Raw genomic sequence first — 13,995 nt, 5'->3', positions numbered from 1 at the left:
CAGTTTGGTTGTGAAATAATGGGGAGCTAGGCTCGACCCATAAAGCCAACCCTTAAGGAGGGTGGCGCACCGCGCCAGGTGAAGATGACAACTACGTTTACTCCATAGCCCTATAAGTCCGGGTTCGAGAATCGACAGGAAACCAATGGTACTACAATGGGTTCCGGTCTATTCGTTTTCACCATGTGTTTCTACGGACCCGGCGCTACAGCGCCGGGACATTGTCACTAGCGGCTCTCCACAGCGCAACGAATAGCGCGTTCGCTTCGGGCCAGCAGTTTGTTCAGGCATCCATGACTTGCGGCAGCCAGCGGTTTTCAGCGGAATTTATGTGGCTATCGGCGGCAATTCGGATCTTGGGCTCTAGGTCACTCGGCGGCGTCCAACTCGTCATCCAACGAGACGACTTCAATCGCCAGACCTTTGAACTCAGGCGGTTTAGATTTCGTAGGAGCCATCCATGACTGCACTTTTCCTGCGGCCTCGTCGGCTTCGAATTGCTTGGCGACTTCGGCAAGCGGGTGACGGAAGAAATGCTGGTTGAGAGCGTCGGCAAGGGCCTTCTCTTTGCCCGCCCTCGCCAGCGCCAGAACCGCATCGCCGTCCTTCCAGTCGATCTTCGCCTTTACGCGGCGGACCTGTTCCTCTTTCAGTTTCGCCAGCGCATCAGGTGCGATGCTGCCACTCGTCCAAATTTCGAAGCGCTGCTCTGCCTCGCGTAAATACCCGTGCTGAGCGTAATGAGCGCGGAATGTGGGAATCTTCGCGAGCCATTCCTCCACCTCTGCCAGACTCAACACACCGCCCGGCTCCTTACCTTTGCATTCAATGGCCGTGACGATTGCGTTCTGGTTCGTGATCGTCTGAACGTCGATATCCGCTGTCTTCCCGGTGCTCGGGTCTTTGGCGGTGACGCCCATATCCATCGTCATGGCTGTGCGCCTTGCAAGATAGCCCGCCACCATCTCAAACAGGATGCCCCGAAGGTTCTTGTTGCGTCCTTCGATATCAAACAGGTTGTTCAACAGCATGGTGAGGCGTTCGGGGCTCGATGACGAATATTTCGCGGCATTCTTGAGCACTTCGCAGAGCGAGGCGATTGCCTCCCCGACACGCCTCCCGAACAGGTCTTTGGGGGTTGCCAGCATAACGCCCGCCGCATGTCCTGCGGTCATTGCTTCGCCCGTGAAGCCTTCCGCGACGATGATCGACAGAATGCCGATATCCTTGAAGCTGGCTTTGAGAACGCGAGCTTTGCGGATGAAGAACTGAATCTCATGGACGGTCAAAATGCCTTCGGCGAAAACGTCCGCCACAACGAAACCCGGTTTGCTTGCCGATCCCTGCAACGGTAGGAGATAGCTCGGCCCGGCAAGATCGAATGCGAAAGGCCCGATCGGCTTCAAGTCTTCGTCGCCCCGGATGCGGATGGCGTTGTAGCTCGCGAGGCCAATTTTTCGGCACCATTCGCGCAGGCCATCCAGCAAGACACGTTCCGTAATGTCCCGCGCCCGCATGGCAGCGGGTGTGCCCATGGCCAAGCTCGGAGCCGTGCGGAAACAGCGGCCATATTCCGGGTCGTGGAATTCCTTGAGGAAGTCGGACTTTATGAGACGGCTGGCGACCGTATCAGCCGGGACTTGCCCGGTCTTAGGCCTGACCGTCGCACCGCTTACAACCGCGAATTGCTCGACAGGAATTATGCCGCCCCGAGCGATCACGCCGTCGATAGCCGCCGCCGTAATCGAATTGGTTTCGCGGAGATCGCGCAGGAAATTTTGCCAGAACCGTTCGCCGTTGCGGTCCTTCTCCAGATAGAGGAACGCCTCGCGTTTAGGCAGGAGCGGAACAGGAAAGCTGCGGACCGGCGGCTTGGCTCGCGATACGCGTTGACGCGCTGCCTCTGCGGATAAACCAGATGCGACAAATGCCTCAACGATCCGTGAGGAACGTGAGGGACCATGCTCGGAAAGGTACTGCGCAACGCTGGTCATAGGGCATGTCACACTACTTAATTTATTAATTCAACTACCTTCACGGCCACGTTTTTCGACGATGTGTTCAGATTTGTTTTAAATCAATGGCTTAGATGGCTGTTTCCGGGACCGATTTTTTGGTCTCTGTCACAATGGTTTTTGGGAGGCGGGCTTTTGGCCTGCTTTCGCGCCCGAAAATAGGTGCCTGGCACCGCCATGTTCCGTAAAGCGTCACTTTACAGGAAACGTTACGTCCGATACGCTGCATCCGAATCGATGAACATTCAACGGGCAGCGCGATGACCGATGAGCATGACCTTCGGCTGAAGACGCCCGCCCATCCTGGCGGTTTCGTCAAGCATGAGGTGCTGCAACCGCTCGGCTTGTCCGTGACCGAGGCGGCAGAGGCGTTGGGGGTTACGCGACCGGCCTTGTCGGCGCTTCTGAACGAGCGTGCGCACCTGTCGCCGGAAATGGCGATCCGGATTGAAAAGGCCTTCGGCGTACCGATGGAGACGCTGATGCGCATGCAGAACAGCTACGACATTGCGCAGGCCCGCAGGCGGGAAGCGGAGATCAAGGTCGAGCGATACACAGGAATGAATACGAAGGGTCGAGCATGACGGAGCTGAGTTTCAAGGGCAAAGAGTTTGTCTACAACCACCATCTGGCGGTGCCCTTCCGTCCGCTTGTGCCCGATGAAAGCAAGGGCATCGGCCCGGTTGCGCTTGACGGCAATCTCGTCATTCACGGCGACAATCTGCACGCGCTGAAGGCGCTCCTGCCGCTTTATGCGGGCAAGGTAGATTGCGTGTATATCGACCCGCCCTACAATACCGGCAAGAGCGATTGGTCATATAACGACAAAGTCAATTCGCCGGTGATTCAGGAATGGCTCGATAGCAATCCAATCACCGTCGATGACACGCTTCGGCATGACAAGTGGGCGTGCATGATGTGGCCGCGCCTTCAGCTCTTACGCGACCTCATGAAGCCGGGGGCAGTCATTTTTGCGAGCATCGATGATAACGAGGTCGCTCTGTTCAAGCATCTTCTGCACGCTACATTTGGAGACAATAACAATCCGAAAAGCAACCCTCATCTTGGCACCATTATCTGGAAGAATGCGACAGATAATAATCCAACGAATATCGCAATTGAACATGAGTATGTTCATGTCTTTTGCTTGGAGCGGGATGGCGTTGCACCTATCTGGAGTTCTCCGTGGTCGGACCTGAAAGATTGCCTTCTTGCGAAGGAACAGGAGCTTTTGGCCGCCAACTTAAGCGATGATGAGCTTTCATCACAATATACGGAATGGTTCAGACTGCATAAGCCGCAACTCGGCCCCTTGCAGGAGTATAATCAGATCGACCGGGGCGGGATTTTCACTGCCTCGCGAAGCGTCCACAACCCGGGCCGTGAGGGTTATCGCTGGGATTTAGTGAATCCCAAGACCCAGAAACTGGTGCCGCAACCGCTCATGGGATACCGCTTTCCTGAAGACACCCGCGACGAGTTGCTTGCGCAGGACCGCATCATTTTCAGCGACGATCCCGATCAGCTCATCCGCCTCAAGACCTACGTGAAGGACTACAAGGAGAAGATGCCGGGGATCATTGAAATAGATGGTCGGCGCGGCGCGAATGAGCTGAAAAAGATTTTCCCAGAGTCGAAGCAAGCCTTCAAGAATCCAAAGACCTACACGCTTATTGAGTGGCTTCTTTCATACACCGCTGGCCCGGATGCTGTCGTTCTCGACTCATTTGCTGGCTCCGGAACGACGGCGCAGGCGGTCATGAAACTGAACGAGAGGGATGCCGGAAATCGGAAGTTTATCCTTGTCGAAATGGAAGATTATGCCGACGAACTGACGGCAGAGCGTGTTCGCCGCCTTATCCAGGGCGTTCCGACTTCAAAGGACGACGAGTATAAAGCCGGCCTCGGCGGCACCTTCACCTATTGCACTCTCGGCGATCCCGTGGAGCTGGATAAGGTGCTGAGCGGTGAAACCCTGCCGCCCTATGCCGGTCTCGGCGCGGCACTGTTCCACATGGCGACCAATCGCGCGCTCGATCCCGCAGCCGTGCGGGAGGATGATTTCTATCTCGGTGCCATAGAAGGCCAGCATGTCTGGCTGATCTACAAGCCCGATCTCGACTGGCTGAAATCGCCGGAAGCGGCCCTGACGCTGGCGCGCGCCAAGGCATTCGCCGCCTCCGATCCGGACAAGCGGCACCTTGTCTTCGCCCCGGCGCGGTTCGTGAGCCAGAAGATGCTGGCGGAACAGAACATCCCCGTGGAGTTCGTGCCGCTGCCCTTCGCGCTCTACCGGATAGATCGGAGCTGACGCCGTGTTTCGCCAGCTCGATTATCAGGACCGCGTCATCAAGACGCTCGACGACTATCTCGACCTTTTGAAGGAAAAGAAGGCGCGCGCCGACAAGGTGGCGGCGCTTGCCGCGCAAGACCCGGACCTTGGTCTTGCCACTCCGGATTTCGCGAAAGAGGCTTGGGAAGCGATGAAGGCGGCGGGGAAGCTGCCCGCTTCCCGCGCCGCGATTCCGTTCTCGCCGCGCATGGACGGCTGCGAGCGGCCCGTGCCCAACGCCGTGCTGAAAGTGCCAACCGGCGGCGGTAAGACATGGCTTGCCGTCTCCGCCGTCTCGCGGGTGATGGGCCGCTATCTCGACCGCAACACCGGTTTCGTCCTGTGGATCGTGCCGAACGAAGCGATTTATACGCAGACGCTCAAGCACCTGAAGGATCGCCAGCACCCCTACCGTCAGGCGCTGGACCGCGCAGCGGCGGGGCGCGTGAAGATCATGGAGAAAACCGACCGGCTCGATGCGCGGGACGTGGAAACCAATATCTGCATCATGCTGCTGATGCTGCAATCTGCGAACCGTGAGACGCAGGATTCCCTGAAAATGTTTCAGGACCGGGGCGACGTGCACGGCTTCTTCCCGCCCGAAGGCGAACAACAGGCGCATCAAGCCGCCATCGACCGCACGCCGAACCTCTCCGCCTATACCGGCATGTTCCCGTTGGTGAAGGATTCCCTCGGGAACGCCCTTCGGATCATTCGGCCCGTGGTCGTGATGGATGAAGGCCACCGCGCCATTTCCGATCTCGCTTTCGGCACGCTTTACGGATTCAACCCGTGTTTCGTGCTGGAGCTGACGGCCACGCCGCAGGATGTGCAGCCGCGCGGCGGCCGCAATCCGCGCGAAGGCCGCTATGCCAATGTGCTGGTGGAAGTGACGGGGCGCGAGCTGGACCGTGAAGGCATGATAAAGATGCCGCTCAACCTTGATCCCCGGCAGGGCAATGACTGGAAGGCGACGCTGAACGCGGCGCTTGCCAAGCTCAACGCGCTCGATGCCGAAGCCCGGCAACTGCGGGCCGATACGGGCCGCTATATTCGCCCGATCATGCTGATCCAGGTCGAGCGCACGGGCGCGGATCAGCGCGAAAGCGGCCATATCCATGCGGAAGATGTAAAAGACTGGCTCCTGACGGCGGGTTTCGACCAGGCGGAAATCGCGATTAAAACCGCCCAGCAAAACGACCTCAACGATCCCGAAAATCAGGACCTGCTCTCGCCCACCAACCGCGTGCGGGCGATTATCACGAAACAGGCCCTGCAAGAGGGCTGGGATTGCCCCTTCGCCTATGTGCTGTGCAGCCTTGCGGCCAGCGCCAACCTCAAGGCCATGACCCAGCTTGTCGGCCGCATTCTCCGCCAGCCCGGCGCGCTCAAAACGGACGTTGAAGCGCTCGATGAGTGCCACGTCATCACGCATCACGCCGATACTGCGACGGTCGTCGGTGCCATTAAAGACGGCCTCGAACAGGACGGCCTCGGCGATCTGGTCCTGCGCGTGACGCAGGACGACAAAAGCGGGACCGGTAAGACTGCCCGCACGATCAATCGCCGCCCGGCTTTCGCCTCCACGGAAATCTACCTGCCCAAGGTGATGGTGGTGGAAAGCGGCGACGCGCGCGAGCTGGACTACGAGACGGATGTGCTTTCCGCGCTCGACTGGCGGGGCTTCGATCCGCAGGACATCGCGGATCGGGTGCCCGAAAACGCACAGGCGGCGGAAAGCCAGCTCCAACGGATCAGGCTTGCCGAGGACGGCGACGAATTGTTCGTCGGCGAGACTGTCGCCGCCAACGCGGAAATCCTCGCCTTCGATCCGGCGCATGCCGTCCGGATGATTTCCGACATCGTGCCGAATCCCTTCGTCGGCCGCGAGATTGTCGGCGCGACGGTTGCGGCCCTGCGGGCGCGGGGCTTCGATGACGCGAAGCTCGGCCTGCTCGCTAGCCTGATCGTGGAAGAGCTGCGCAAGGGCCTCGAAGCGGCGCGGAACGCGCGCGCCGAAGCCCTGTTCAAGGCCGAGGTAGCGGCGGGACGCATCCAGTTTCGCTTGCGGCTCGATGGCCGCAACTGGCGAATGCCGTTCAGCATCGAAACGACGGAACCGGAAAACGCGCGCCAGCTCCTGAACCGCGCGGGCGGCCCGCTCGAAAAGAGTCTTTTCGCGCCGGTCTACGAGAACGAGCTGAACAGCGACGAGCGGGATGTGGCGGTCTATCTCGACGGCGAAAAGACGCTGGCCTGGTGGCACCGCAATGTCGCGCGGACGCAATACGGCATTCAGGGATGGAAGAAGGCCAAAATTTATCCGGATTTCATCTTCGCCGTGCAGCGCGATGGCGAAGCGAAGCGGATCACGGTGCTGGAAACCAAGGGCGACCAGCTCGACAACCTCGACACGGCCTACAAGCGCGAGACGCTGTCGTTCCTCTCGGAGCATTTTGAATGGGACGAAGCAACGCCGGTCGGCGAATTGGAACTGGTCAAACACGGCGAGACCGTCGGAGGCACCTTGATCCTGATGAGCGAATGGAAGGCGAAGCTACCTGCGTATCTCTGACTGAACAGAATTTGTCAGATGGTGTAGTTACCGAGCCGCGAGGGATACGCGCTGCATGCAGTAATCCCTTGCATTCTTACAATACACCGCCACAACGGCGTGCAATTAAGATTCCGACGTGGGTTATCATCCGTTAGACTTCGTGGTGGGGGAACACGATGCACCTACATTCCTATCGACTGAGAAATTTCCGGCGGCTTCGGGACGTGCATATCGAGCTTGCGTCCGACATCTCCATTTTCGTTGGGGCGAATAATAGCGGAAAAACCTCCGCGACGCAGGCTATGCAGATGTTTCTCTCGGGTGGCAAAGACGCTTTCTCGCTGTATGATTTCAGCTCGCACGCTTGGCCGCTGCTTGATGAGATCGGCGAACGAGAGGGCGACATCGCCGAGGCTGAGTTTCCGACCGTCTCGCTCGATCTTTGGTTCGAGGTGGGAGCCGAAGACCTCTATCTTGTCATCCCCATTCTGCCCTCGACCGCTTGGGCCGGGACGCTTGTGGGCGTCCGCGTCGAACTCGCGCCCAGAAACATCACGGAATTGATCCAGCGTTATCGCACCGCTCGCGACGATGGTCGGGCCAAAGCGGCGGCGCTGGTCGGCGGCGCAGGCGATTATGTGCCTTGGCCAAAATCGCTATCGGCTTACCTGCTTAAAGAACTGAGACACGAGTATGAGCTGCGATATTACGTCCTCGACCACAGGCAATTTGATGCGAAGTTTCAGGCGGTGGAGGGGTATCAGCCGCTGCCGTTGGGGAACGAGCCCGGCGGCAGTGCTGTACTAAAATCGCTCATCAAGGTAGATTTTCTCAATGCACAGCGGCACCTTGCGGACCCTTCAACAGCTTCCGGAAGCGGCCGTTCGGAGGATTTGTCGAAGCGTCTGAGTCGCTTCTATCAACGCAATCTCGATCAACGTCAGGACGATCATCAGGCGCTCAAAGCGCTATTCGAGTCTGAGGTGGGCCTCGACAAGCATCTCGCGGAGGTTTTTAAAGGTACATTGGAGCGGTTGGGGCGTTTGGGTTATCCCGGCCTCAATAACCCAAGGCTCGAAATCAAGTCGGCCCTGAACCCCGCGTCCATCATGACGCAGGATGCGCGCGTCCATTACATCGTGGGCGAAGCCGCGCAGACGATCATGCTGCCCGACACCTACAATGGCCTCGGCTTCAAAAACCTGATCTATATGGTGGTCGAAGTGCTCGACCTTCAGGAGCGCTGGAAAGCCGAAGAGGAGAAGCGTGCGCCTCTCCATCTCATATTCATCGAGGAGCCAGAAGCACACCTTCACGCGCAGCTCCAGCAGGTTTTCATTCGCAACATACTCGACTTGCTCGTCATTCCGGGCGAGGCGGGAGGATCATTCGCCACACAAGCGGTCATTACGACCCACTCGCCGCACATCCTGTACGAGCGTGGCTTTCAGCCGATCCGCTACTTCCGGCGCGATTTGGTCGGAAACGATCAAGTCACTGAAGTGCTCAACCTCTCCGCGTTCTATGCGCAGGAAACCGAACACCGCGATTTCCTGCAAAGGTATCTCAAACTCACCCACTGCGATTTGTTCTTCTCTGACGCCGCTGTGCTCGTGGAGGGCAATGTCGAGCGATTGCTGCTCCCGATCATGATATCAAAGGCGGCGACATCGCTGCGATCCTCCTGCATTTGCATTCTGGAGGTGGGCGGTGCCTTCGGCCATAAATTCAAATCGCTGATCGAATTCCTCGGGATCGTCACGCTGATCATCACCGACGTAGACAGTGTTACCTTGTTGCCTGCTGATCATGACGGCGATGATGACGACGATGACGAGCTGGAGATCGAAGTCGAGGCCCTTGAGGTGGACGCTGCCAACGATGTCGATGAACTACTCGGTGGTGATGCTCCGGCCGCCCAAGCTGGCGATGCCGCCGATCCTGCCCCCGCCCGTCGTTACGGAAAAAAGTGCTTGCCCGGTGTAGCCGGGGCAGTCACCTCCAACCAGACTCTCGTGAAATGGCTTCCGGCCAAGCTGTCGATCGACGAGCTTTTCGCAGCACCGGAGCAAGAGAAAGAAACGCCGGCGGATGTGACGCCCCGTGTCCGCGTGGCATATCAGACGCCCGTTCCAGTCGCATGGAATGGTCAGAACGTAGAGCTGGCAGGTCGGACGTTGGAAGAAGCGTTCGGGTTGGAAAACGCCGAATGGTGCCAGAGCGCGGAGCAGAGGAAATTGGGGCTACGCCTCCGTGGTGCACTAGCGGACCCGGCGGCGTTGGCAGCCGGCCTTCACAAGAGGGTCAGCGGCGATAAATTCGACAAGACCAAGTTCGCGCTTGGCGTACTTACGGCCCGACCGGAAGAGTGGCAGGTTCCGACGTACATCCGTGACGGCCTGGTTTGGCTTAAGGCGCAGGTCGATCTCGAAGTTGAGGCCGAACTGGAAGGTGGTGTAGTCGGTGAGTAGCCGCGCTCAACAGCCTGACACACAGGCCGACGTAGATCTTCGGCTGTGCTTGGAATCTCAGCCGCCGACCAGTTTTAACATGGTCGCCGGCGCGGGGTCGGGCAAAACCACTTCGCTGATCAAGGGGCTCGCCTCGATCCTTGCCATCCATGGCGAGCGTTTGCGACTACGCAGGCAGCGCGTGGCCTGCATAACCTATACAGAGATCGCCGCCGGAGAGATTTGGGCTGACGTGGGAAACAATCCTCTCGTCCACGTCTCCACGATTCATAGTTTTCTTTGGTCGATCGCACGCGGCTTCCAACAAGATATCGCCGCTTGGGTTGCAAACAGGATCGACGAGCGGATCACAGAATTACAGCACGATGCCGCCAATTTTGGCCCACGCGTTCAGCAGAAAACGCGAGACAAGAACGCCCACGATATAACGCGCTACGAGCAGCAGCGTGAGGCTATCACTCAAGTTCGTAGCTTCACTTATGGAACAGGAACTGACTACGCCAAAGGTATCCTCGGCCACGATGACATTATCAAAATGGCTTCGCAGTTGATGATTCAACGGCCGCTTTTCCGAACTCTCGTCGCACAACAATTTCCGTTTGTTTTCGTGGATGAGAGCCAAGATACCTTTCCCATTATTGTCGAAGCATTGATGGCGGTCCAGCGGCAGGAGCAGGCCCGCTTCTGCCTCGGGTTCTTCGGCGATCCGATGCAGCGCATCTATCCCACCGGCATCGGCACAGTTCCCAAACCCGACGATTGGCGGGCGATCCCCAAGCCGGAAAATTTCCGTTCGCCCACCTCGATATTGAATCTCGCAAACGCCATTCGGCGTGAAGGTGACGATCTGGTTCAGATTGGTGGCCGAAAGAAAAAAAACGGTGATCAGGAAGTGCCGGTGATCGGAACGGCGCGATTGTTTGTCTTGCCGACAGATGCTCATCGCGACGAACGCGTGGCGCAGGTTCGGGCGTGGATTGCGAACGCAAACGATGACGAGTTGTGGCAGCCCGCCGACGAGAACGACCCGGTTAAAATGTTGGTGATCGTGCATCGCATGGCAGCGAAGCGATTGGGGTTCGGCGATCTGTATGCGGCGCTCAACGATAAGGCGCCTGAGGCCTTCAAGAATGGCTTTCTGGACGCGTCCGCCTGGCCGCTGCGCCCGTTGGTGTCGTTTCTACTGCCGCTTGCGGAGGCTGTTCGGGACGGGCGAGACTTCGAGACGATGCGGCTGCTTCGGCTCCATTCACCGTTGCTAGAAAAGGCCAACCTCCAAGGCGTGAACATCGCCGAGAGGCTCAATGAACTTCAGGCGGTGAGCAATCAGGTCGGTGAGCTGATGGGACCTCAGTCGCAGGCTACCATTCGTGACGTGCTGACTCTTGCCAAGGAAAGTCGCTTGGTAGAGTTCGACCCGCGCCTGTCCGCTTACCTTGAGGATGTTGCTGTGAACGAGGCCGAAGTCGAGGCCGAAGTCGAGGCCGATGACAACGTAGACGAAGGCGAGGAAGGCCTTTCAAACGAGATCAATTCAATGGCCGCGTTCCTAGCCTGTCCGGCTAAGCAGCTTCGACCCTACCAGGCTTACGTTAACGACGAATCGCCTTTTTCCACGCAGCAAGGCGTGAAAGGGGCCGAGTTCGATCGTGTGCTCGTCGTCCTCGATGACGAGGAAGGCACGCACTTTCAATTCTCCTACGAGAAATACCTCGGATTGAAAGAGCTTTCTGCGCGAGACAAAAAGACTTTGCAGGACGGTGGCGAAACAGGCGTCGAGCGGACGCGGAGACTTTTCTACGTTTGCTGCACACGCGCGCGGCAAGACTTGGTCGTTATCCTTTTCGTCGCTGATCCCGCAGCGGCGATTGCGCATATTCGCGGGCTCGGACTATTTCCAGAAGCGGATATTCTCTCGCAAGATGCGCTCGCTTGACTGAATCGAGAGCCAAGCCAGATGAGCCTGCGAGCGTAATACTGAATTATACCCTTTCATAGAACTTAGGGCTCCGCCCTCGGCGCACTTCGAGAGGCTTCCGCCCAGCTTCCTACGCGCGTACCGCGCTCCGTGCAGCCGGTTCCCCGCGAAGCCTCACTCCGTTTGCACACCCGGTCTCGGCGACGGCCAGAAGGTCAGGCGCGGCGTTCCGCTTCGCTGACCTTCAGACCCGAGGATCAGAGATATGACCAACGTATCCGACAGCAGCCCCCGCATTTATGTCGCCTGCCTTGCAGCTTACAATAACGGTTTTCTGCATGGAGCTTGGATCGACGCGGATCAGGACGCGGACCAGATCAGGGACGAGATTGCCGCGATGCTTGCCCGTTCTCCGGTCGAGGAAGCGGAGGAATACGCCATTCATGACTATGAGGGCTTCGAGGGCGTCAGCATCTCCGAATATGCGGGCATCGACAGCGTGGCGCGGATGGCCGCCTTCATCGCAGAACACGGCGCACTAGGCGCGGGCCTGTTGGAGCAGTTCAGCGGCGACATGGACCAAGCCGAAACCGCCTTGCAGGATTGCTATCATGGTCAGTTCGCCAGCCTCGCCGACTACATGGAGGAATTGACCACCGAGAGCGTCACGATTCCCGAGGCACTACGCTACTATGTCGATTGGCAGGCGATGGCGCGCGACGCTGAGATCGGCGGCGACCTATTCACCATCGAGACGGCGCAGGGCGAGGTGCATGTGTTTTCAAGCAGATGAGATCATGTCTGCCTGCCTGTGCTCATACAGGCAGGCATCTCGAAAGCTACGGCTGTCGCCAAGCTAAAAACACCAAAGAATTATCGGATTAGCCGCTCAAGGTATCTGCTTTGAGCGGGTTCTATATTTCCAGTGATCCTTGAACCTCTTTTTGCCGGGCGCTGCCCAGCATCCCGGCTTGGGGAGGTGACGCCATGCTCAGCATCGATTGGCGATCTCCGGCGGCATACGGGCATACAAAGCACATCCCTGCCGCTGGTTTCGCTTGGGAATATTTGCGCCGCAACGAAGAATATCGTCGGGACTACCAGACCATCGCATCGACCGGAAGGGCGGCTGCCCGCGCCCTTGAAGCGTTCGCGCATCGCTGGGGGTTGCGATTTCCCGTGCGATCCGGACGCGCCGCATGATAGGCAATCGCCGATCTGGAGTCCGCGCCTTCAACCGCAAGCCGTGGTGTTGTCGCCGGTCGATCATAAGGACGACGATACCGAACCGACAATGACGTTGGCGCATCTCGACGGCCTCGACCTGCGCCGCGCTGCCGACGGCTGGCACGGCATATGGCATGTGGATGGCATCGCGCACCAGTTCTGGCTACCCGAGGCGATGCCGGACGCGGCCGCCTTCTATGCCGTGACCCTGCCGATGGATTCCTTTCTGGAACTTCGTGCTCACGCTGTCCGCCGGTTCTGGCGTTCCCTTAACGGCCGTGCGCCCGGTCCCGATTTCCGGGCGGTCCCAGCCCAGCTCCGGCAATGGCATATACTGTCGCTACGCGCGCTCGATGCCCGGCTGCATGGCGAGAGCTATCGCGCCATCGCCGAAGTCTTGCTCGGCTTTCGCGGCACCAAAGAGGATTTCGAGAGTGACCCGCGCAAAAACAAGGCTCGCCGGTTAGTCGCCCACGGCGTCAGGATGATGCGCGGCGGCTACCGCCTGTTGCTCCACTATCCAATCAAGCTTCCGAAGTGAGGCCAGAGCAACTATATTCAGAAAGCATCGGCGCTGTTGGGAGAGCACGTTTATGGCGGATGACGATAACAGTGACGGTGACGGAGGGGAGGATACCCCTGGCGCTAAAGGTCTGGATATTTCCAAGCTCATGATCGGCGGCATGCGACCGCCTGCAATGAACGATACGGTTCGCAAGGCTATTGAGGGTATAGAGCGCCAGACACAACCCTTCCGTGACTTGCAGGACAGAATTACACCGCAGTTGAACAGTGTCACCGCAGCACAGAAAGCGATGGAAACATCTCTCGGGCCATTGCGTGATCTTGAAGCCCGCATGAAGACCCTTGGCGGCATCGCTGGAGAGAACTCATCTTTGGGTCGCCTAGCTGAGCAGATTGGAGCACAGAAAAGCGCCATTGATGCGATGCGTCTGCACGAAACTGAAATACCCCGCATTCCTGAGCTTCCTCCTATTCCGCCGAACCCGATCTTTGAGACCAACAGGCGGCTTGAGCGGATAGAAGAGCGCTTCGAGCAGATGCAAGTCATTGCCACCGACGCTGCCGAGATTGCCACGGGACTTCAAGGAGCTGCCGCTGAGTTCCTCCAGAAATTCGAGAAAGCGGCAGCCGACAATGACCGCACCGCAGCCCGCGCCATCTGGATCGGCGTAGTCGCGGTATTCATTGCTGTCGCTATGCCTGCCGCGCAGATCATCTATTCGGAATATCGCCGCGAACCGAGCAATGGAGCCGAGGTTCAAGCGGCGCTTGAAGCCATGCAGTCTGAACTTACTACCATGCGCAACGCTCAGACCGTTGCCAACGACCAATTGACTGAGGCGCTTGCCACGTCCGACAGCGAGACTGCCGCAATCCTGCGGGATATTCGTGGACTCCTCGCCGGGGAAGGTGCGTCGACCCCGGCCGCGAGAGACGAATCGCCACGATAG

The 13,995-nt window shown here is 58.4% G+C and carries 10 protein-coding genes; 9 read left to right on the top strand and 1 reads right to left on the bottom strand.

What is annotated here, in order from left to right; genetic code table 11:
- Window positions 1-368: 368 nt before the first annotated feature.
- Entirely contained in the window at window positions 369-1,994 is a 1,626-nt protein-coding gene (locus JHW40_RS12665; protein WP_090616917.1) for a hypothetical protein, read from the bottom strand.
- Window positions 1,995-2,275: 281 nt separating this feature from the next.
- Between JHW40_RS12665 and JHW40_RS12660 the strand changes: the two genes are divergently transcribed.
- From JHW40_RS12660 to JHW40_RS12625, 9 genes are all read left to right on the top strand, one after another.
- Complete coding sequence (locus JHW40_RS12660) at window positions 2,276-2,599, top strand: HigA family addiction module antitoxin (RefSeq protein WP_012171781.1); 324 nt, start codon at window positions 2,276-2,278, stop codon at window positions 2,597-2,599.
- Window positions 2,596-4,326 (top strand): site-specific DNA-methyltransferase, encoded by a 1,731-nt coding sequence (locus JHW40_RS12655; protein WP_170851944.1) that lies wholly within the window; start codon window positions 2,596-2,598, stop codon window positions 4,324-4,326. The genes JHW40_RS12660 and JHW40_RS12655 overlap by 4 nt, the downstream gene beginning before the upstream one ends.
- Before the next feature lie 4 nt (window positions 4,327-4,330).
- The gene (locus JHW40_RS12650; RefSeq protein ID WP_090616919.1) at window positions 4,331-6,922 is read left to right on the top strand and encodes a DEAD/DEAH box helicase; all 2,592 of its coding nucleotides are present in this window, start codon (window positions 4,331-4,333) and stop codon (window positions 6,920-6,922) included.
- A 206-nt stretch (window positions 6,923-7,128) separates the two neighbouring features.
- Entirely contained in the window at window positions 7,129-9,375 is a 2,247-nt protein-coding gene (locus tag JHW40_RS12645) for an AAA family ATPase (protein WP_244519349.1), read from the top strand.
- 79 nt (window positions 9,376-9,454) lie between these two features.
- Entirely contained in the window at window positions 9,455-11,311 is a 1,857-nt protein-coding gene (locus JHW40_RS12640; RefSeq protein ID WP_090616938.1) for a UvrD-helicase domain-containing protein, read from the top strand.
- Between the two features lie 247 nt (window positions 11,312-11,558).
- Entirely contained in the window at window positions 11,559-12,086 is a 528-nt protein-coding gene (locus JHW40_RS12635; protein ID WP_090616923.1) for an antirestriction protein ArdA, read from the top strand.
- A 194-nt stretch (window positions 12,087-12,280) separates the two neighbouring features.
- Window positions 12,281-12,496 carry a transcriptional regulator domain-containing protein gene (locus JHW40_RS24200; protein ID WP_081650884.1) on the top strand — a complete coding sequence of 72 codons (216 nt, stop codon included), beginning with the start codon at window positions 12,281-12,283 and terminating at the stop codon, window positions 12,494-12,496.
- Window positions 12,497-12,542: 46 nt separating this feature from the next.
- Window positions 12,543-13,061 carry a DUF2285 domain-containing protein gene (locus JHW40_RS12630; RefSeq protein ID WP_090616925.1) on the top strand — a complete coding sequence of 173 codons (519 nt, stop codon included), beginning with the start codon at window positions 12,543-12,545 and terminating at the stop codon, window positions 13,059-13,061.
- Between the two features lie 52 nt (window positions 13,062-13,113).
- On the top strand, window positions 13,114-13,995 hold the full coding sequence (locus tag JHW40_RS12625; protein WP_090616927.1) for a hypothetical protein: 882 nt from the start codon (window positions 13,114-13,116) through the stop codon (window positions 13,993-13,995).

The sequence above is a fragment of the Paracoccus alcaliphilus genome (assembly GCF_028553725.1).
GTDB lineage: Bacteria > Pseudomonadota > Alphaproteobacteria > Rhodobacterales > Rhodobacteraceae > Paracoccus > Paracoccus alcaliphilus.
The sequence above is the reverse complement of the archived record's forward strand: the minus strand, read 5'-3'. Positions and strand labels throughout refer to the sequence as shown.

Excerpts from the sequence above, each read along its gene's own strand:
- JHW40_RS12665 (WP_090616917.1), bottom strand. The coding sequence starts at position 1,994 with ATGACCAGCGTTGCGCAGTACCTTTCCGAGCATGGTCCCTCACGTTCC.
- JHW40_RS12660 (WP_012171781.1), top strand. The coding sequence starts at position 2,276 with ATGACCGATGAGCATGACCTTCGGCTGAAGACGCCCGCCCATCCTGGC.
- JHW40_RS12655 (WP_170851944.1), top strand. The coding sequence starts at position 2,596 with ATGACGGAGCTGAGTTTCAAGGGCAAAGAGTTTGTCTACAACCACCAT.
- JHW40_RS12640 (WP_090616938.1), top strand. The coding sequence starts at position 9,455 with ATGGTCGCCGGCGCGGGGTCGGGCAAAACCACTTCGCTGATCAAGGGG.
- JHW40_RS12635 (WP_090616923.1), top strand. The coding sequence starts at position 11,559 with ATGACCAACGTATCCGACAGCAGCCCCCGCATTTATGTCGCCTGCCTT.
- JHW40_RS24200 (WP_081650884.1), top strand. The coding sequence starts at position 12,281 with ATGCTCAGCATCGATTGGCGATCTCCGGCGGCATACGGGCATACAAAG.
- JHW40_RS12625 (WP_090616927.1), top strand. The coding sequence starts at position 13,114 with ATGGCGGATGACGATAACAGTGACGGTGACGGAGGGGAGGATACCCCT.